A 19,892-nucleotide genomic window follows, 5' to 3' on the forward strand; every position below is an offset into this window, starting at 1 on the left:
CCAGGCGCGCCAGATCGTGGTGAACAACGTGACCTATGCGGCCTTCGGCCCGGCGACCGGCTGGACCTACGGCAACGGCCGCCAGCTGCAGCGTCCGCTGGATCTGGATTACCGCCCGCAGGCGGTGCATGACCCGGCCGCAGGCGGCCTGTCGCTGGGCTATGGCTATGATCCGGTCGGTTCGATCACCGAGCTGAAGAACGGCGCAGGTTCGACGGTGCTGGCCAAGTACGCCTACGACACGCTGGGCCGCCTGACCCAGACCCAGGACGGCGCGACCGGCACGCCGATTGAAACCTATGCGTATGACGCCACCGGCAATCGCACCGCGCTGACCACTTCGGCGGGCACTGCCAGCTACACCTATCCCGCAACCAGCCACCGGCTGACCGCCGTGGACGGCGAAGCGCGCAACCATGACGCGGCGGGCAACACCACCAGCATCGGCGGCAAGTCGTTCATCTACAACGATGCCAACCGCATGAACGCGGTGAAGCAAGGTGATGCCGTGCTGGAAAGCTACGGTTACAACCACCGCGGCGAGCGCGTGCTGCGTACCCCGGCCGGTGGCGCGGCTCAGATCACCCTGTATGACGAGGCGGGGCAATGGCTGGGCAACTACTCGGCCACGGGCCAGGCGCAGCAGCAGGCGATCTGGCTGGACAACTACCCGGTGGCGTTGATCAACATGCCGGCTACCGGCGTGCCTGAACTGGCCTACGTGCAGCCGGATCATCTGGGCACGCCGCGCGTGGTGATCGATCCGGTACGGAATGTCTCGATCTGGCAGTGGAGCAACAAGAGCGAGGTGTTCGGCAACCAGATTCCGAGTACCGACCCGGATGGTGATGGAGTGGCGTTCGAGCTGGCGCTCCGCTTCCCGGGCCAGCAGGCGACGGATGCGAGTGGGTTGTTCTACAACTACCAGCGCGAGTATGAGTCACGGGTAGGGCGGTACACACAGAGTGATCCGATTGGGCTGATAGGGGGAATCAGCACGTTCACATATGTTGGAAGCAATCCTCAAATGGCTATTGATCCAGAAGGGCTCGAGGGAATTGGGCCGTGGAATAATGGTGAAATGAATAACGTCACCGGCTATGTTCCCGCCAACAATTGTGAGCGGGAGGCTGTTGCCGATCTGCTCATAGATCTCGTTCCGCTTACTTCTATGGTGTCCTTTGCAATGGATTCTGTGGGTGTTGACATAAACTTCTACGAGAATCCCGGTGTTCATTTTGGCGAGTATGGCGCAAAGACGCCGTATGCAGCGGCGGGCCACATGCTGGATGCAGCAGCGTCGCGTCAGGATGCCAAAGCGGCAAAAAGGACGCGCGGGGCGGCAGAGCGCGGAATTCACTACTCGGTTGCCAACGGTCGACTTAATCGAGCTGCAGCGCATGCGGGGAACGCCAATCTCTTGCGGGGTGGGTCGAAGATCCTGGGGCCCCTTGGAGCAATCGTGAATTACAGGTCAAACTACAATAAATGCCAATGTCCGGCGAAGTGATTTTCATAAGGTTCATGAAGGGTGCAGCTGCGGCGGGAGCGCTGGGGATCTGTTGCGCGCTGATCGCGTCCATGTTGAGTATGCGCTGTCCAGTCGCTAGGTACTCTCCGGAAGTTATGTTTGCTCTTTTTTTCGCGTTGCTGATGTTGCTCGTATATTCCAAGTTCGAACTGGCGAGAAGGGGAATTCTGTCGATTGAGGTTGGGCGGGTGCGTTTCGCGTTCGCAATAGCGCTCCTGGCCGAGATGCTGATGATTGGGTTGCTGGTCGCCCGCAACCTCGAATGCGATAGCTTCGTTCGCGCGATTCCCATTCCTGGTGCACTACTTGTTTTCTATACAGCTGTCGCATTCTCATTTGTATTCGGTGATATCTATCTTGGTCCTGCGCGAAAAATCATCAGGCTTGGAGCTCGGCCGAGGAAATTCTTGAGGGAAGAATAGTTGGCACTGGGTGGATTCAAAGCTGGCGCGCAACGTTCTCGGGCTGCCGTTCTGCTTCCCGTATCAGTAGTCGTAAAATTCTGGCGGCCCCTTCCTCAACTAATATCGGAAACCCGACCCTGTGGTGGGGTGGCCCCAGCAGAGCGATCCGTTGGTATCGCTGAAGGAGTGGGTAATCGTCAGTCGTTTCGGAGAGCGTGGCAATGAATGGCGAGCCGAAATGAGCTACATAGAGAGGGTCGTTCTGGCGACTCTGTGTTCGACCGTAATCCTGATGGCCTGGTGGGGGCGCAGAACTTGCAAGGCGTCCTCACCCTCGACTTCGCGATGAAATCCATCGGGCAAGGTTTCCTTTGCTTCCTTGCCAGTACAGTTTCGGCCGTGCTGATCAAGGATAGGCCGGTGTTGATGTTGCTTCTTTCGCAGGTTCTCTCGATTGTGATCGTGTTTTTTCTCAATGGGGGCCGAGACTTGCTCCAGTCCATCTGTGGATCATGGAAGGATTCGGATAGCTATTTAATAGGGAACTTTCGTGGGCTATGTAAAGAGGCTGGGACTGGCGTCGTCGTGTTCGTTTTTGGTCCTTGCGATCTATACGGCATTTTCGCGGCCATCGGCGATTCTTAGCGAGACCTTTGTGTCGTTGCTCTTGCTGGAAGGATGCGCCTGCTTGATCGCTGGCACAGTTTCGGCGCTTGCGCTTCGCAGATGGCCGGTCTTCTTGGTTGTCGCGACTCAGTTCTTCTCCATCGCGTTGGCGGCAATATGGCTGAAGATGCGATAAGTGGGGTGGATTCAATGTCCGCGCGCAACGCCTTCACCCCTGCTCCGGGCCAATTTCGGTTTGCGGCGATAAGAGGTGGTCCCTGAAGACATGGCCAGCAGCACCGGCAGCAACACGTTCACCTACAACGATGCCAACCGCATGAACGCGGTGAAGCAAGGCAATGCCGTACTGGAAAGCTACAGCTACAACCATCGCGGTGAACGCGTGCTGCGCGCCCCGACCGGTGGCGCAGCGCAGGTCACCCTATACGACGAAGCGGGGCAGTCGCTGGGCAACTTTCGGCCATGGGCCAAGCGCAGCAGCAGGCCATCTGGCTGGACAACTACCCGGTGGCGTTGATCAGCGTGCCGAGCGCCGGCGTGCCGGAACTGGCCTACGTGCAGCCGGATCATCTGGGCACACCGCGCGTGGTGATTGATCCGGTGCGTGATGTGGCGATCTGGGAGTGGAGCAACAAGAGCGAGGTGTTCGGTAACCAGATTGTGAGTGGGGACCCGGATAGGGATGGTGTGGCGTTCGAGCTGGTACTGCGCTTCCCGGGCCAGCAGGCGACGGATGTGAGTGGGTTGTTCTACAACTATCAGCGTGAGTACGACCCGGCGGTGGGGCGGTATTCGCAGAGTGATCCGATTGGGTTGACGGAAGGGATTGGTACGTACCTGTATGCTTCCGGGAAGCCTCTTTCGAAGGTCGATGAAAAGGGGCTGGTCGACGTCTGGGTATGGATGCCGCTCCCCTATGCGGGAGGGCTGCCGAGCTATGGAAAGCTGCATTCCTCTTTCGGGCACATATCGACAACTTCAAATGGTGTCGATTACTCATTTGGCCCTGCGGGCAACTCAATAAGTACAAACTACGTTTCATTTCAGCTTAATTTGCGCACTGGAATTAAGCATACAATAGAACTTACACCGCAGCAGGAGTCAAAGCTATCGGCATGTCTCGCGAGGCCGCAGGGGGAGTACAGTGCAATAAATAATAACTGCGGGACGCCGTTGCAGAACTGCATGCGGGAGATTGGTAAGGAGCTTCAGCCTGTGAACATGATTCTTCCGGAATCAATAAACCACCTACTTTGGTGGATGTCTGATGACTCAACCATTCATCGCGGGAAAAGATGATGAAATTCATTCTTGGCATTTTTTTTATCTGCTCAGTCTTCACTGCCACCTCCTGCGAACACAAGGGCAGGGAAGTTGTGCCGGAGGGAGTGATCGAAGTCTATGATTCGGCAGAGGGAGGGGCCGTAATTGGTACAAGTACTACTCCGGTTCCGGTTGTTGGATATGTTTATCCGGACAAGACTCGTTACGTGCTGAAGGTTTGCCATCTGGGTCACGTAGGATATGTGCGGGATGGAATACGAGAGCTAAGGGCAACAGTAAACCGGAGGCCATCCTGCCCTGAAACCGCGCGGAGCGCGGACTAGAATTAACAAACGAGGCGAAACTGAGATCATCAAGCTGGAGACTGTGGCGAAACAGGAGCTGCCACTGCGTGAATTACCTAGTTGGATGTGGGCCAGGGCGTACCCCTGCCAGGTTGGGAAGACACAGTGATGGCAGGGCACCTCGGAGCGGTCCCGCAACCGGCCATCGTGACTGCGGTGGATGGCGAAGCGCGCAACCATGACGCAGTGGGCAATACCACCAGCACCGGCAGCTACAACCACCGCGGTGACGCGTACTGTGTACTCAGGCTAGTGGCGCAGCACAGATCACGTTGTACGACGAGGCTGGGTAGTGGCTGGGGAACTATTCGGGCACGGGCCAAGCGCAACGGCAGGCCATCTGGCTGGACAACTACCCGGTGGCGTTGATCAATGTGCCGGGCCCCGGTATACCGGAGCTAGATCAGCACTTTCGGATACGCAGGTGGCGTCCCGTCGTCTTTGGTAGATCAACTTGGTATGTGTCCCTACGACGAGTGCGTTGACTACCTAAGCATAACGTTCGGTATGGCAGGCCTCACCTTTGGAGGCTTGGAAGCTGTGAATGGCGCAGGAGTCACCATTGCCGGTGTTTTGTCTCTGCAGCCCGAAGTTGCAATCCCCGGATTTCTGGTAATGGTGAATGGTGTGGCAACGGCGTACGATGGAGTGTCAGCGATACAAACCGCACAGGATGGAAAGGGAAGAGAATCCACCTACACCGAGGCGGCGGGGGATTGCTGTGGTGTTTGGCGCGAATGCGGGAGAGCTGTTGTCATTCGGCTTCACATTGAGCAGTTGCCTTCAGGTCACACCAGAACTGCTGCAACGCGTAGCTACTGACAAGGATGCCATGAAGGTGGTGAAGGATGTTTGGGGTGGGTCTGGGTGCAATTGCAGATAATTGAGATGATATGCATATGCGCAATAGAATACTGAATTGGCTCGGTTTGGTGTTTTTTTCGCTAATTTTTCTTAGGTCATCGTCCTATCTCGCATTGAAGGTGTATGCGATTGGTCACCTTGAGAGGGGCGATTATTTTGTAATGTTGCCTCTGGCGCTGGGTTCGCTCCTGATCTGCGGCATGTTTGTGGCAATTGTTCTTAAGAACGTAAAATCCAATCAATAGATTCCACCTGGAAGTTCACGCGCGACGTATGGATCCGTCAAGTGATTGGCCAAGGAGATGAGCCGATGGGTATCACTATCCATGATTTCAAGATGACCGGAATTCGTCTTGATCCGGTGTCCGGAGTGACTGTTTCTCTGTTTGATGACTCTGTGCAGGGATCCTATGATTTGGTCTTTGGTCGAGTCAGGAAGGCGAGCATTGATGGCTTCTCTAGCCAGAATGTCGTGCTCGATCTTAAGGTCTTCAATCGAAAGGAGGATTCCTTTGAATTCCAGCGGTGTTGCTTCCTCCTTGGTCTAGACCCAGTGGCTGCCCGGGAAATTGTCGATGGTGACACCTTGGTCTTCATTGAGGCCTCTGTCGGCGCAGAGATTGCACTTCTAGTAGAGGGGACTTGGGAAAGCCGGTTGATCCCTGTCAAATCATGATTCTTGATCTGTCGAATGCATCGCTCCAAGACGCACGCACCGCCTGGCTTGTAGGTCGACAGGGAGCTGACAGAGAGATGGATTACAGGACGGATCACCATCGGGCCAACGCAATGGGCTCTACCGTGCGTGCAGCCCGATGAACATCATGGATCCTGTACTCAGCGAACTGCTTTCCCGGCTCGGTGTCGGCACTGACTTCGGCGATACGGTGCTGACTTGTCCGGAGACCCAAGGGGCCTATGAGGACACGTCCCTGCATGTGGTGGCCTATTACAACGATGTGGCCCTCCTCAGCGCATTTATGCCCTTCGTGACCAACATCGATGTGCGTGGTGATCTTGATCTGACGCCGCTGGCAAGCGCGGTGGCACATGGCAGCGTCGCGGCAGCGGCCTATCTCCTCTGGTGTGGTGCAGACCCGCACGCAGGGAATGAGCTTGATCGGACACCACTGGAAATGATGTGCCAGGACCCGAGGTTTGATGATGCGGTGCGTATGGTCGACGCCGCAGATGGAGCCTGGTGATGGAAACTTCTGAAAAGAGGTTCTACCGATGCGCCTGATGACCTTCATCTGCCCACTTTGTGGCGCTAGCGGACAGAGCTTCCCCCTGCGATCGAAGACGTCCTGCCGGGGGTGTCGCGTCGAGCTTCGTTCAGACCCGCGGTTGGGCACGTACACGTTCTATCTTCTGTACGCACAGGTCATCATCCTGGTGGCGGCATTGCCGCTGGTCGGGGCCGGTGTCGCGGGTGAATGGGCACGGCTGGGAATGATCTGTCTGGTAGTGCTGGTGCTGTGCTGGTTCCCCGGCGTGATCAGGCACGCACGAAGTCCGATCGTGCGCGCTTGCCGGGATCCCGATTACAGTTATGCGCGCAGGCCGGGTGTTTCGACTACGCACGCTGCCGCAAACCCGGGGCAGAGTAGCGACACGCCAAGCGCCAGCCCATGATAGGGAAGTCAAGAAATGACATGCCATCTTGGGCACGAGGTACAAATCATAGATCATTTTGCAGAACGGGTTGCAGATGATAATTAGCATTTGGCCGGCCCTTTCTGGGGCTTTCATGTCTATGCCGAAGGCTGGTATCTTGCGTGCAGCGGTGCTGCTCTTGCCAATGCTAGGGGGCTGCAGCATTCACCAGTTTCAACATACGGAATGGAAGTCGGACTGGGTAGATGTTTCGTCCGATGCGATTTTCCCTGGCAATTCAACGACTCTGCCGCTTGACCGCATTTCCACGCTTGATCCTGATAGTGAAGCAGCCATTGCGGAGTGGATGTTGAAGCATTCGCTGGCCGTGGTATCGGCATCAGAGGTTAAAGGGAAGATCGGTCCAATGCCGTTGAGTGACCTGAAGCCAGCGCCCGGGGAGAGCGTCTACTTCGTCAGGGCCGCTTCGGATGAAAGTAGGGGCAAGTTCATCGGCTACGTCAACGACAAGGGACTTCTCATCATGTATGGGGTGATGGGGGGCTGCGGTGAGCAGAAGCAACGGGTGGTTGCCGTGAGCCTTCGGGAGAAGCCCGCCAACGTATTCGGTCGATGCTCGGCGGCGCTATAGTGCGCTGAAGCGCCGAGCTCCGCCTACTGCCTGGCGGATGACGCCAGGTGCGACCAATGGCGCGCTCGGCAACCGCAAGGGAGATCGGCGCAGCGCGACCAATGCGTTCGAGCAGATCGTTCTGGGGAGGTAATGGAAAACAGTCAAAGGAAATCGGGGTTGCTCAAGAGTTCTCTCGATGCCAAAGGCTTCTTCCTGCGCGCTTTGTCTGTCGCGTCCGTCTGTGTGCTCGCCCTGAGCGCATGCGAGAATGACCGCTTAGGGGAGCTGCAGCTGAAACCCATCTACGCGGAACTGAGTAGTGCGTATTACGGTGGGATGTGCGAGGGTGCAGCCGGTCCAGACGCCAGTATCGAGAAGGTTCGTGCGGTGCGCATTGGTACGATCGCTGGTGATTGCGCAGTGCTCTATTTGGACGGAGTAGATAGGAAGGGTGAGCCCGTGATCTATGGAGCGAAAACTGGGGATCGGCCTGAATGTGCTGGATTGATACGAAAGCTCGAAGTCGGACGGGCAAGCGCGGCAGTTCTCGGCAGGGCGCGGGAAATATGCAGATAGTGATTTTCAGATATTCTCCGTATGACCTCCACTGTTGGGGGGCGCAGATGCCCGCTGTGGGCCGGCAGTCGCAATCTTCTTCTCAGTGCCAGCCTGGCCTTAAGAAACTCGAATTCGGCGTCTAGTATGAAGATGAATTTGGATACCTTGGAAAAGGTCTCATCAATATTGTTCGACGCGCTCCGCTCCAGGGGCTTGCAAGAGAACTGGCCGCACTGTTCAGGAGGTATCGGATTCCACTGGCCCAGCTGCGAACGCTGGAGGCAGGCAGGTACTCTCGAGCGCTGCGCGATGCGTTGCGCGAGTAGGGCGCCAAGCGGGATGCAAGGTGCATGAGCTCCCGCGCTCCTCCACCAAAGAACGCGATCGGCCTGCACGCCCTCGGAGAGGTACAAGATGAAAGCCAGGCAGAGTCTTCGGTACGGGCTGGCCTACGCGGTGTCGTGTGGAGCACTCTGGCTGTTCCTGCACTTTGTGGGCAGGGCGCTTTACGCCTTCGACTCACATCAGGTTTTCTTCTGGCTGTATGGGCCGTCAGCCTTCTGTTGCTGGGAATTGGCGCACGGGTTCCCGCCGCTGGCCGCCTGACGATCAGGCGGCTTGCCAAGGGGGCTGGCTTGGGGCTGCTTGCGGGCCTTCTGGCCCAGGTCGTGGTGCTTGTACTGGAAGCCTATAGATTCAGCGGATTCAGGCCATCGCTGCTCTGGCAGGTACCGGTTTCGCTGATGGTGATGAGCGTCGTGCTGCTCACGCCGCTCTGGGGCGTAGTGCTGGTTGTCCTCACCGTCGCATGCCGCCGCGACAACAACCCACATCAGGCCTCGAACCCATGAAGCGCCTGACTGCCTTTTGCCTTGTGGTTGCACTGACATCCTGTGCGGCGCATCCGAACCGCGCCACGAAGTGTCCGCCGGCCCATCTCACCTACGTCGGCACCGAGAGAGTCGACGGACTGACCTACGGGCGCTTCCAGATCACCCACAATGCTGATCAGCCGCTTCAGCTGTGGGTGGATGAGAGACGCAGGTTGAACTCAAGGACCGCTCGCGCAGAGATGAGGCGCACAGGCGAGGATGCCTGGCGGCCTTACAACGTGATCCTTGAGGAAATCACACCGGGAGCGATCGGGCTGTCGATCGGGCAGGGTGAACAGCAGAGCGTTTTGTTCGACGGTGATGGCCTGTTCCTGCCCGGCCAATCCAGCGCGGGTGAGGAGTACTCCATGGTGGTACGGGATGCAGCCGGTTGCGAGCATCGCTCGGCAACGTTCATTCCCTGACATTCCTGGCGGCGTGCCGGACACCTCGCGACATCGCAGCATCGCCCAGTTGGGACGCTGCGTACAGGCAATGAAGGAAAAATGGCGCGCCCGGAGGGATTCGAACCCCCGACCAATGGCTTCGGAAGCCACTACTCTATCCGGCTGAGCTACGGGCGCGTTGTAGAACCGCCGCGCCGTCGGCCGGTGCCGGGGCGGGCATCGCAGCGCCATGAAGCGGTGCGGGACCGGCATTCTATCCAGTTTCGCCGAACAAATCTCCCCCCACGGGCAAAGCCGTGCCGGAGGGGCAGGAGTATCCTATCGCCATGGCTGATACCCCCCTCACTTCGCCGCAGTCGCCGGCGACGCCGCGTTGGCGGCATTACTGGAGTCTGATGCGCGCTGATCGCCCGATCGGCACGTTGCTGCTGCTGTGGCCCACTTGGTGGGCGTTGTGGCTGGCCGCGGGCGGCCTGCCGCCGCTGTGGACGCTGTTCGTGTTCACCGCCGGCGTGTGGCTGACCCGCTCGGCCGGTTGCGTCATCAACGACTACGCCGACCGCTGGCTCGACCCGCATGTGGAGCGCACCAAGGCGCGCCCGCTGGCCACCGGTGCGATCAGCGGCCGCGCCGCGCTGGCGCTGTTCGCCGTACTGATGCTGGTGGCGTTCGGCCTGGTGCTGACCCTGAACGGGCTGACCATCGGCCTGAGCTTCATCGGCGTGTTCCTGGCTGCCAGCTATCCGTACCTGAAGCGCTACACCCATCTGCCGCAGGTCTACCTGGGCATGTCGTTCGGCTGGGGCATCCCGATGGCGTTCGCCGCCGTGCAGGGCGAGGTACCTATGCTGGGCTGGCTGCTGTATGCCGGCAACATCCTGTGGTCCACCGCCTACGACACCTGGTACGCCATGGTCGACCGCGAGGACGACCTGAAGATGGGCTCGCACTCCACCGCGATCCTGTTCGGTGATCTCGACCTGGTCATCCAGGGCGTGCTGTACGCACTGTTCCTGGCCACGATGGCGCTGGTTGGCGTGCGCGGCGGGCTGGGCGGGTACTACCTGGCCGGCGTGGCCGTGGCCACTGCGCTGGTGGTGTACGAGTTCTGGATCTGCCGCAACCGCGAACGCGGCCCGTGCTTCAAGGCGTTCCTGCACAACAACTGGGTGGGTGCCGCGCTGTTTGCCGGCATCGCCGCGGACCTGGCGCTGCGTTGATCCCAAGGCCTGGTAGAGCCGGCCGCTGGCCGGCTGCGCCCGTGCGCGATCCCGAGGTTGCCGGCCAGCGGCCGGCACTACCGCCTTCCACCACCTGCGATGATGCTTGGATCTGGTAGAGCCGGCCGCTGGCCGGCTGCACCCGTGCGCGATCCCGAGGTTGCCGGCCAGCGGCCGGCACCACCGCCTTCCACCACCTGCGATGATGCTTGGATCTGGTAGAGCCGGCCGCTGGCCGGCTGCACCCGTGCGCGATCCCGAGGTTGCCGGCCAGCGGCCGGCACCACCGCCTTCCACCACCTGCGATGATGCCTGGATCTGGTAGAGCCGGCCGCTGGCCGGCTGCACGACCATCCCGATTGGGAAATTGCCGGCCAGCGGCCGGCACTACCGTTCTGTGCCACCTACGACCAATAGGTGGCTGACAGCCTGCACCCCACCGCCCAGAATCGATCCATCGAACCTGGGAGGGTAGGCGATGGCCTCGACGGCAGCAGTACAGGACGGCTGGATGGCGCGCGCAGCGCTGCGTTCGGCCGCCTGGGCGGAAAAGTGGTTCCCCGATGCGTATGTGTTCGCGGTGCTGGGCGTGGTCATCGTCGCGCTGGCCGCGATGGGCTTCGGCTCGACCCCGCAGGCCACCGCGAGCGCCTTCGGTGACGGCTTCTGGAGCCTGATTCCCTTCACCATGCAGATGGCCTTCGTGGTCATCGGTGGCTACGCCGTGGCCACCGCGCCGGTGGTCGCGCGCTTCATCGACTTCCTGGCCCGGGTGCCGCGTACCGGCCGCGGTGCGGTGGTGTACGTGGGCCTGGTCAGCATGCTCGCCTCGCTGCTCAGCTGGGGGTTCTCGCTGGTGTTCGGTGGCCTGCTGGTGCGTGCGCTGGCCCGTCGTACCGAACTGCGCATGGACTACCGCGCCGCCGGTGCTTCGGCGTACCTCGGCCTGGGTGCGGTGTGGGCAATGGGGCTCAGTTCCTCGGCCGCACAGCTGCAGGCCAACCCGGCCAGCATGCCGCCGGGGCTGGTGGAGATCACCGGCGTGCTGCCGTTCACCGAAACCATCTTCCTGTGGCAGTCGATCGCGCTGACCTCGGTGCTGATCCTGGTCTCGCTGCTGATCGCCTGGCTGACGGCACCCGCGGCGGGTAGTGCGCGTACCGCCGAGGCGTTCCCCGGTGCTGCACAGGCCGAGCCGGAACCGCTGCAGCGACGCACGCGCCCGGGCGAATGGCTGGAATACAGCCCGCTGCTGACCGTGCTGCTCTCGCTGCTGGCGTTCGGCTGGCTGTTCAACGAGTTCGCCAACAAGCCGGTGATCACCGCCATCGCCAACCTCAATACCTACAACTTCCTGTTCATCTCGTTGGGCCTGCTGCTGCACTGGCGCCCGCGCAGCTTCCTCAACGCGGTGGCCAAGGCGGTGCCGAGTACCACCGGCGTGCTGATCCAGTTCCCGCTGTACGGCGGCATCGCGATGATCCTCACCCACGCCGCTGGTGGTGACGGGCAGACCCTGGCGCACCGGCTGTCGAGCCTGTTCGTGCACGTGGCCAGCACCGATTCGTTCGCGCTGGTGATGGGCGTCTATTCGGCCGTGCTGGGCTTCTTCGTGCCGTCCGGTGGCGGCAAGTGGATCATCGAGGCGCCGTACGTGATGCAGGCCGCCAACGAACTGAAGGCGCACCTGGGCTGGGCGGTGCAGGTCTACAACGCGGCCGAAGCCCTGCCCAACCTGATCAACCCGTTCTGGATGCTGCCGCTGCTGGGCGTGCTGGGCCTGAAGGCACGCGACATCGTGGGCTTCACCTTCATCCAATTGCTGGTGCACATCCCGCTGGTGCTGGGCCTGTTGTGGCTGCTGGGCATGACCCTGGCGTATGTGCCACCGGTGATGCCGTAGTCCAGTATCCCCGGATCATGCGGCTTCCTACTTTGAAAGCCGCATGGCCAGAACGCGCGCTGCTCAGATTTCATTGGGCTTGTTGCCCAGTGCGGCATCCGCTTCGAACCAGCTTCGCGCAGTATTGCCAACATACTTGGTCAACGCATAGTTGGCCCCTGAGCCGATGACGACTCCGATGCCGAACGGAATGGCTTTTTCCAGCGCCTTGCGGGTAAAGGTGATGCCGATCTTCTTGAAGAGTTCCTTGAGAGCTTGCAACACGGCGCCCTTCAAGTACTGACGGACCATCTTTACGCCAGCATTTGAGGCGATCCGAGTCGACGCTTCGACGCCGAGCTTCTCCAGAGAACCTCCTGCGGCGATGAGAAAAGCCAGGTGCCTGGCGTCTTCGCCATTCACGTCCCATCCATAGGCCTCAGCCAAGCACATGGTCATGTCGACCTGCAGTTTCATGCTGATGCTTGCATCGGCGAGACCACCGCCAACCATTGCCAGGGCCGTACCAATTCCCGGGATGACCCCGGTCAGAGCAGTCGCTCCCCCCGTGGTGGCTGACATCCGGCAATAACGGCTGATGATCTTGTCGGCCACCAACCCTGCAACCTCGTGCTGGCCGCGTGTTGGATCCCGGGAGAGAATCTGGCGCCTGTACTGGGCGACGAGGGCCTTCGCGTCTGCGGGACTGATCGCGATGCTCTCGACCGCTTTGAGGAGGCGAGAGTCACTTGCTTCTGCAACCACGGCGTTCATTTAGACGTTCCTTGTTGATGCTTGGAAAGATGGGCCGTCCATAGCAGCCCGTCCGCAGCCTATCGGCTTCGGGTAGCCATTCTTGAGCGAACGCTCGCGCATTCCGGTGCGCCCTACAGCACTGAATACGTGCTCCTGTCATTACCACATAAGGACATGCCGAACCCGCATGAATCCTTCAGCGGCTTGTGCCGCAAGGGCTTTCGCGCGTTCATTCACGCGCGTACACACAGGTGTAGCCGTCCGCCAACGCGCGATTAACTCTTCGCTGCAGACGATGGCCCCGTCCACCGCATTCCGCGCGTGGCTTTGGAGATCGGACATGGCACAGCAGAACCAGAACCCGAACCAGAAGCAGCAGGGCCAGCAGAACCAGCAGGATCAGCAGCAGGGCCGTGGCCGCGACCAGCAGCAGCAACAACAGCAGGAACAGCAGCAGCGCAACCAGCGCAATCAGCAGCAAGGTGGGCAGGACGAGGAAGAGTGACGTCGGTACCCACCCTGGGCAACCCCCGAAGCCCCGCCGCGCGCGGGGCTTCGCTTATTCCAGCACGCCGATGCGTTGCAGCACCGGCGCGGCCGACATGTCATTGGGATTGGTGCCGGGCTGATCCTGCGGCACCTCCATGCCCATGCCGCGGTACAGATCGACCCAGTGCTGGGCGATCTGCCCGGTCTGCGGATTGCGGAAGTTCATCGGCTGCAGCGCGAACACATGGTGCGCACGGAACGCACGCTCGATGAAGTCGGAACAGTAGTAGCTGTCCTCGTTCAACACATACGACGTGTTGTACGGCTTGCCCAGCATCATGCGCGCGGTGGCGACCGCGTCCTTGATCGCCGCCTGCTGCGGTGCCCGCAGGCGATAGACCACGATCTGCCGCTGCTTGGCCAGGGCGTCCTGGCGGAACTCGACCAGCGATTGCCGACGCGATCCCTTCTCGTCCGCATGCAGTACCTCCCAGCCGTTTGGCGCCACAGCGACCAGGGCCACATGATCGAAGCTGGGCGCGCCCTGCTTGCCGGTGGCATCGTCGATGGCCGCACTGAGGCCGCTGCGGCCGGCGGTGACGAACAGCAGATCGCCTTCGTGGACATCGACGGCCATCGCCAGCGCTGGCCACAGGGCGGGCAACAGCAGGCAGATCATGAGCAGGAGGCGACGCATGGAGAGTCTCGGACAGGCGGAGTGCCGGAATTGTAGGGCGCGCGGTAGCATGGGACGACCCAACCGGATTCAGGATGAGCCCATGCGTCGAAACCGTTCCGCTGCCGTGCTGATGCTTGCCTGTGGCGTGGCCCTGGTTGCCTGCACGCCCGAGCCCCAGGTGACGCCCACGGAAGTGGCGCCTGCACATCCCGCGCCGTCGTCCACGGCGGCAGCGGTCCAGCCCGCACCGGTGCCTGCCAGCGGTGAATGCCCCTACTCGCAGTTCGATGCGTTCCTGAAGCACTTCGGCAACGAGATCGCGCTGCAGGAAAAAGCCACCGCCGATCCGCTGCTGGACAGCTACATCGATGCCGAGGCCGAGCCGGAACCGCGCAAGGTGGAAAGCCGCCTGGCGCTGGCCGATGTCGAGTGGCCGGTCATGCCCGATCCCGCCGCGTTGGCCGGGCAGGGCCGCGAGATGCAGGTCAGCACGCTGGCCGATGGGCAACGACAGGTACAGATCCGCACGCCGGACAGCAGCGACCAGCAGACCTACACCTTCGCGCAGTCGCCCTGCTGGACGCTGGTCAAGCGCGAGGATGAGTCGATCTGATGCCTGTCCCGGCACAGGCGCGGCCGGGCGGGGGCTGCTAGGCTCGGAGCCTGATCCAGGCAGGGAGACGCCGATGCAGGCTCGCAGGATGTGCACCATCACCGCCACCATGACTGTCATGCTGGCGATGGCACCCTTCACCGGCGTCCAGGCGCAGTCGCTGCCGGCCGACGATAGCGCCTACTTCGCCAGTGCGGCAGCCGAACAGGCCGCGCGCGGCGAGCTGGGCAAGCGTGTCGAGGCCCTGCAGCAGGCTTCCGCGCTTGCACCTGCGCAACGCTTCCATCAGGCCGAGGCACTGCAGGCGCAGTGCCTGCGCCATCACAGCTATCTGCATCTGCAGGCCGCACGCAACGCCCGTGACCATCGCCCGACGCAGGCGCTGGACCAGGTGATGGGGCTGTGCAGCCGCATCGCCCACACCGGCCGCGCGGCGCTGCGCGAAGCGCCCGCAGACGCGGCGTGGGCAGCACCGTATGCCTTCCTGCGCGCGCGTGCGCTGAAGGACGCTGCAGCACCGGCCAGTACCGCACTGGATGAGGCCGTGGAGGCCCTGGCCGATCCGGCGCTGGACAGTTTCGCACGGCTGCGTGGGCAGATCCTGCGCAGTGCCGAGTACCCGCAGATCGAGCGTGATGGTCGGCACTGGGACACCGGGCACGACAAGCAGGCACTGGCCCAGCAGCAGGACCGCGCGTTGCGGGAAGCGGGCTGGAAGGGTTACTGGCAGGGCCTGCACTCGCGCCGCGAGCCGATGGCCTCGGTGCTGCTGGGCCTGGTGCAGGTGAACGATGCCGCCGCGCGCCTGCAGGGCGATGGTTCTGCACCGGCGCGGGGCTACCAGCGCATGGGCCTGGATGCATCGGCGGTGGATGCTACGCTGCAGGCGATCGAACGCCATGCACGGGACCGTCGCGCCTACCAGGACATGCTGCTGCGCCACGCCGCGCGTTCAGGCATCGATGCGCCGCAGCTCTGGGATACCACGTTGCCCGATGCCGGCTATATGCCGCCGGTACTGACGCTGGCGCAGCTGCGCGACAATGCCGCCGATGCCATGCAGCACCTGGGGCCGGCATACGTCAGTGAGCTGCGTGCGCTGCTCGATCCGGCCAACCGGCGCATGGATCTGGCCACCGAACGTGGTGACCGCAGCCAGGACGCGTTCTCGGTAAGCGCTCCCGGCGTGCCGGCAATGCTGTTCGTTGGCGTGCGCCGTGGTGATCTGGAAAGCGATGTCGAGATCGCCCATGAAGCCGGTCATGCCATGCACGGTGAGTGGATGCAGCGCGGCCATGCCTCGCCGCTGCAGCGCAATGGCAGCCAGTGGCTGACCGAGGCCTTTGCCATCTACAACGAACTGCGCTTCCGCGACCAGCTGTACCAACAGGCAGAGGACCCGCGGGCCAAGGCCTATTACCTGAAGTCACTGCTGGACGATATGGTGCTGCAGCTGTTCACGTCTTCCGAAGAGGCGCAGCTGGAGCAGTCGATCTACGAGGGCGTGGCGGACAACACGCTGGGTACCGCCGATGACCTGGACGCGTTGACCGGCCGGGTGCTGGCGCGCTTCGGTCAGGACCCGGAGCGCTATCCGCAGCTGTGCAACGGCTGGATCGGCAAGCGCCTGATGTATGACGACCCCAACTATCTGGTGAACTACCTCTATGCAGGGCTGCTGGCCGTGCAGCTGTTCGTGCAGGATCAACGCGACCCGGCAGGGTTCCGTGAACGCTATCTCGCGGTGCTGGGTGAAGGCTTTGATCGTGCGCCGACCGAGCAGGTGGCGCAGTTGCTGGGGCACGCGCCCGACTGGCCGGCGCTGGTTGATGCTGATCTGCAGGTGTTCAACCAGGCGGTCGCGCAGCTGCAGGCGCTGCATGCGCGGATCGAGGCAGGGCAGGGCACGTGAAGATGCTGCGCAGGACGACGTGCACCCGGGTCACGGCATGGCTGTTGATGCTGTTGTGCCTGTTGCCGATGAGGGTGATGGCCGGTGCTGCGGTCCCTGCGCTGGATGACCCGGTGGTGGACGCCGCCAACGCACTTTCGGCGGATACCCGCGACATACTGCGCACGCAGGCCTTCAAGTTGCAGGCGCGCACCGGCGCGCAGCTGCAGGTGCTGGTGGTCGACCATGCTGGCGACGAGGGCATCGAGGCCTACGCACAGCGGGTGTTCGACCAGTGGCAGCTGGGCCGGGAAGGCGTTGACGATGGCGTGCTGCTGCTCGTGGCCGTGCAGGACCGCCGTGTACGCATCCAGACCGGTTACGGTCTGGAGGGCGCGATTCCAGATGCCTATGCCGCCCGCATCATCGACAAGGCGATCGTGCCGCGTTTCCGCGATGGCGACCTTGACCAGGGCCTGCTGGATGGAACGAAGGTCGTGGTCGCGCTGATCGATGGCGAGGACCTGCCGGCCTGGGAAGCGCCATCGATGCGCAACGTGTTGCCGGCCGATTGGCGCAGCGCGGATTCCGTGGTTGCAATGACGCTGCTGGCCGGCTTCCTTGCGGGTCTGTGGCGCTCACCGCCCTCGGCGCCCGCGGCCAGGATGCCGGACGACCTCGCACGCAGGCATCGCGAGCGCCAGCGTGGAGCGCCACGCGAGGTCACCACGCCGCAGGCGCGCCCGAAGCGATTGCCGGCCTGGGGTCGCCCGCTGCTGGTGACGGCTGTGGTAGCCGCGGGTCTGCTGTCGGCGGCTATGTGGGCGCCACGCCAGGCATTGGCAGCGGTCTGCATCGTATTGGCGTTGTGCGTACCGGTGGCGAGCCTGCTTGGCTGGTGCTGGCGCCGCAGCCGAGGTGTGCGCGTGGTGCTGCTCGGCATGCTCGGGGTCAGTTCGGGGTTCTTGGTGGTGATGATGCTGCGTGGCCAGTTGCCGCCCAGTCTGGCCCTGCACACGTTGCTGGACCTGGCGGCAGGCATCGTAGCCATGCTGCTGTTCTTCCTCGTGCAGGCGTGCCGCGCGCGCTGGCACAAGGACCGCAGCAGCTTCGGGGTGAGGTTCGCAGTGCTCTTGCTGCTGACCGCTGGCTACGTGCTCTTCGCACTGCTGGCCATTGATCGCGCCGACCCGGTGGCACGCCTTGCCGCGACGATCGGGTGGAGTGCCGGCACGGTCGTGCTGTACTTCGCCTGGATTTTCACCATGCTGCCCGGTGAGAAGGCACGCGGCAGCCGCAGATCATCCGTCGGCCACCGCAGTGCGTCCAGCAGCCCGTCGTCAAGTTCGTCTGCGAGCAGCTCCAGCAGCTGGTCCGGAGGCGGCGGCCGCAGCGGCGGAGGTGGTGCGTCGGGCAGCTGGTAGTTCAGGCTGCCTGTACCCGCCAGCCGAGCACAACGTCCTCCACGACACCGGGGCCAGCCACGTCGCCCACCTGCAGCAACAGCCCCTGCGCATTGGGCAGGTCCTTCTGCTCGGGAAACCACCGTCGATCGGCCGCGACCACGATCAGCAGGCCCTCGTCGTCGCCCATCGGTGCGAACTGCGGCGAAGCCGGGCTGATCGGCTGCAGGCCGAAACGTTGGTTGGACAGTTCGCGTACGGCCTCGACATCGCGGCTGGGCAGGCCGACTTCGCTCAGGCAGGTCAGCTCGCTGCCATGGAACACGCCTTCGCGAGCGCTGGCCGGCAGGCGGCGGCGGCCGATCAGTTCAAGGATCAGGCCGTCCGGGCCGGTGAAGTACACCGACTGCGACTGCCAGCTGCTCTCCAGCGCGAAGTAGTCCAGCCCCGCCGGATTGCGCTGCAGCGGCGTGCGCTCACGCAACCACGTCATTGCCTCGCTGAAGCGGTTGTCCGGCACGTTGAAGGCCAGATGCACGCCACCCACCGGACGCCCCGCCGCAGGCTGAAGTTCGAGGGTGCTCCAGCCGACGTGCACATGGTTGCCGACCACGCGCTGCTGCAGCACATCGTGGAAATATGTGGCCACGGAAGCGACGTCGGATACCGGCAGAGTGAGGTGCAGCAGGCGCATGATCGATTCTCCGTGGACGCGCCCACTGTAGCGCCGGGCGATGCCCGGCGGCCACTAGCGCAGCGAATGGTTGAAGAACCGTATTGCCGCGTCCGCTGCCTGCGCGTGGGTCTGCGCCTTCGGCACCGATGTGCTGCACAGGCCCTGCAGCCGCTGTTGTCCGGCCGGGGTGCATGCGGCGAGGAAATCGTAATGGCCGACACCGGGCAGCACCTGCAGTGCAGCGCCCGCAATCACCGCACGCGCAGCCTCGCCATTGGTCTGTGGTGGCGCGACCGTGTCCGCCTGGCCCAGCACGATCGACACCGGCTGTTTCAGCGAGGAGAGCTGCTCGGGCGCAAAGGCCTGCACGATTGCCGGCGCCAGCAGGAACACCGCGCGCACGCCGGGAATGGCGCGTGCGTCGTTGGCGTGGGACATCCATGGCGACAGCTCGGGCGACGCCGCAGCGGCAACGCGCGCCTCCATCGTGTGCGTTGCCGCCTCCTGTTGGGGCCGGCAGACGCCGTCATCCGGATGTGCGGTGCAGAAGTCCCGCAATCGCTGCAGGTCCGGTCGCGCACCGGCTGCCAGCAGCGCGGTGTAGCCACCGGCCGAGAAGCCGGCGACCCCCAGGCGCTCAGGATCGACATGCGGGCCCAGCACCGGATCAGCTTGCACGGCCGCCAGTGCGGCACGCAGGTCATCGGCGCGCAACCAGGTCAGAAGGCTGCCGGGCAGGGTCATGGTGTCAACGCCGTTGTTGCCTGGATGATCCACCGCAATCACCAGATATCCGGCCCGCGCCAGCGCCGTGCCCAGCCAACCCATCATGCGCGCGCTGCCGCCGTTGCCATGCGAGAGCAGCAGGGTCGGCAGGCGATCACCCGCGACCGGCGCATCCTTGGCCGACCGGCCGACGTCGAACAGCGGCGCGTCGGGTGGACCGATGGTCAGCGCGTTTTCGCGGCTGCCGGCCTGTGCCGGATACCAGACCGTGTAGCGCAGCGCGTCGCGGTGCCCTGCGTCGCGCACGGCGGCGCTGGCCAGCGTCGTCGTGCCGTGGCGCTCGCCGGCGACGCCGCTTTCGCGGGCGGCGCCGACGCTCGCGAACGCCAGCAGCATTCCTCCCAGCACAGCAGCGGTCATGCGCATCTTCAACTCC

The 19,892-nt window shown here is 62.6% G+C and carries 18 protein-coding genes, 1 tRNA gene and 2 pseudogenes; 16 read left to right on the forward strand and 5 right to left on the reverse strand.

Going from position 1 to position 19,892, the window contains the following annotated elements; all coding sequences use genetic code 11:
* The 10 genes and pseudogenes from AC5P8F_RS03040 to AC5P8F_RS03085 form a co-directional block, all read left to right on the forward strand.
* Window positions 1-1,510: RHS repeat domain-containing protein (locus AC5P8F_RS03040; protein ID WP_495227597.1), on the forward strand; the 1,510-nt coding region annotated here is incomplete at its 5' end.
* Window positions 1,495-1,953: a hypothetical protein gene (locus AC5P8F_RS03045; protein ID WP_111205654.1), complete on the forward strand. Its 459-nt coding sequence runs from the start codon at window positions 1,495-1,497 to the stop codon at window positions 1,951-1,953. The genes AC5P8F_RS03040 and AC5P8F_RS03045, both read left to right, overlap by 16 nt.
* A 255-nt stretch (window positions 1,954-2,208) precedes the next feature.
* A complete protein-coding gene (locus AC5P8F_RS03050) occupies window positions 2,209-2,580 on the forward strand; it encodes a hypothetical protein (RefSeq protein ID WP_197605283.1) in 372 nt (123 codons plus the stop codon).
* Window positions 2,581-2,833: 253 nt separating this feature from the next.
* Window positions 2,834-3,453: pseudogene (locus AC5P8F_RS03055) on the forward strand (RHS repeat-associated core domain-containing protein); the annotation flags it as partial.
* An 841-nt stretch (window positions 3,454-4,294) separates the two neighbouring features.
* Window positions 4,295-4,591: pseudogene (locus AC5P8F_RS03060) on the forward strand (hypothetical protein); the annotation flags it as partial.
* A 773-nt stretch (window positions 4,592-5,364) separates the two neighbouring features.
* Window positions 5,365-5,730, forward strand: a complete 366-nt coding sequence (locus AC5P8F_RS03065) for a hypothetical protein (RefSeq protein ID WP_495227598.1) — start codon at window positions 5,365-5,367, stop codon at window positions 5,728-5,730.
* 148 nt (window positions 5,731-5,878) lie between these two features.
* Window positions 5,879-6,259, forward strand: a complete 381-nt coding sequence (locus AC5P8F_RS03070) for a hypothetical protein (protein WP_495227599.1) — start codon at window positions 5,879-5,881, stop codon at window positions 6,257-6,259.
* A gap of 545 nt (window positions 6,260-6,804) precedes the next feature.
* Entirely contained in the window at window positions 6,805-7,302 is a 498-nt protein-coding gene (locus AC5P8F_RS03075) for a hypothetical protein (RefSeq protein ID WP_241887295.1), read from the forward strand.
* A gap of 890 nt (window positions 7,303-8,192) precedes the next feature.
* The gene (locus AC5P8F_RS03080; protein WP_495227600.1) at window positions 8,193-8,693 is read left to right on the forward strand and encodes a hypothetical protein; all 501 of its coding nucleotides are present in this window, start codon (window positions 8,193-8,195) and stop codon (window positions 8,691-8,693) included.
* A complete protein-coding gene (locus AC5P8F_RS03085) occupies window positions 8,690-9,139 on the forward strand; it encodes an adhesin (RefSeq protein WP_495227601.1) in 450 nt (149 codons plus the stop codon). Before AC5P8F_RS03080 ends, AC5P8F_RS03085 begins: the two co-directional genes overlap by 4 nt.
* An 82-nt stretch (window positions 9,140-9,221) precedes the next feature.
* Here AC5P8F_RS03085 and AC5P8F_RS03090 read toward each other — a convergent pair.
* Window positions 9,222-9,298: transfer RNA gene (locus AC5P8F_RS03090), tRNA-Arg, on the reverse strand.
* Between the two features lie 149 nt (window positions 9,299-9,447).
* Here AC5P8F_RS03090 and ubiA point away from each other — a divergent pair.
* A complete protein-coding gene (gene ubiA, locus AC5P8F_RS03095; protein ID WP_014648747.1) occupies window positions 9,448-10,341 on the forward strand; it encodes a 4-hydroxybenzoate octaprenyltransferase in 894 nt (297 codons plus the stop codon).
* Window positions 10,342-10,819: 478 nt separating this feature from the next.
* The gene (locus AC5P8F_RS03100) at window positions 10,820-12,244 is read left to right on the forward strand and encodes a short-chain fatty acid transporter (RefSeq protein ID WP_181454184.1); all 1,425 of its coding nucleotides are present in this window, start codon (window positions 10,820-10,822) and stop codon (window positions 12,242-12,244) included.
* 63 nt (window positions 12,245-12,307) lie between these two features.
* Here AC5P8F_RS03100 and AC5P8F_RS03105 read toward each other — a convergent pair whose 3' ends face one another.
* The gene (locus AC5P8F_RS03105) at window positions 12,308-12,997 is read right to left on the reverse strand and encodes an EcsC family protein (RefSeq protein ID WP_032958748.1); all 690 of its coding nucleotides are present in this window, start codon (window positions 12,995-12,997) and stop codon (window positions 12,308-12,310) included.
* Window positions 12,998-13,319: 322 nt separating this feature from the next.
* Between AC5P8F_RS03105 and AC5P8F_RS03110 the strand changes: the two genes are divergently transcribed.
* Window positions 13,320-13,484, forward strand: a complete 165-nt coding sequence (locus AC5P8F_RS03110) for a hypothetical protein (protein ID WP_005414774.1) — start codon at window positions 13,320-13,322, stop codon at window positions 13,482-13,484.
* Between the two features lie 54 nt (window positions 13,485-13,538).
* On the opposite strand, the gene AC5P8F_RS03115 is transcribed toward AC5P8F_RS03110, so the two are convergent.
* Entirely contained in the window at window positions 13,539-14,165 is a 627-nt protein-coding gene (locus AC5P8F_RS03115) for a YiiX/YebB-like N1pC/P60 family cysteine hydrolase (RefSeq protein WP_495227602.1), read from the reverse strand.
* 82 nt (window positions 14,166-14,247) lie between these two features.
* Here AC5P8F_RS03115 and AC5P8F_RS03120 point away from each other — a divergent pair, with 82 nt between their 5' ends.
* The 3 genes from AC5P8F_RS03120 (at window position 14,248) to AC5P8F_RS03130 (ending at window position 18,075) form a co-directional block, all read left to right on the forward strand.
* A complete protein-coding gene (locus AC5P8F_RS03120) occupies window positions 14,248-14,760 on the forward strand; it encodes a hypothetical protein (protein ID WP_032958753.1) in 513 nt (170 codons plus the stop codon).
* 73 nt (window positions 14,761-14,833) lie between these two features.
* A complete protein-coding gene (locus tag AC5P8F_RS03125) occupies window positions 14,834-16,672 on the forward strand; it encodes a M3 family metallopeptidase (protein ID WP_495227603.1) in 1,839 nt (612 codons plus the stop codon).
* 2 nt (window positions 16,673-16,674) lie between these two features.
* Window positions 16,675-18,075, forward strand: coding sequence for a TPM domain-containing protein (locus tag AC5P8F_RS03130; protein WP_329768140.1), 1,401 nt, complete (start codon window positions 16,675-16,677; stop codon window positions 18,073-18,075).
* Window position 18,076: 1 nt separating this feature from the next.
* Here the strand turns inward: AC5P8F_RS03130 and AC5P8F_RS03135 are convergent, their stop codons facing one another.
* Both AC5P8F_RS03135 and AC5P8F_RS03140 read right to left on the reverse strand, forming a co-directional pair.
* Entirely contained in the window at window positions 18,077-18,748 is a 672-nt protein-coding gene (locus AC5P8F_RS03135; protein ID WP_014648741.1) for a VOC family protein, read from the reverse strand.
* A gap of 54 nt (window positions 18,749-18,802) precedes the next feature.
* On the reverse strand, window positions 18,803-19,882 hold the full coding sequence (locus tag AC5P8F_RS03140; protein ID WP_495227604.1) for an alpha/beta hydrolase family protein: 1,080 nt from the start codon (window positions 19,880-19,882) through the stop codon (window positions 18,803-18,805).
* Window positions 19,883-19,892: the final 10 nt, after the last annotated feature.

The organism is Stenotrophomonas sp. YJH_SMC_69 (assembly GCF_059370495.1).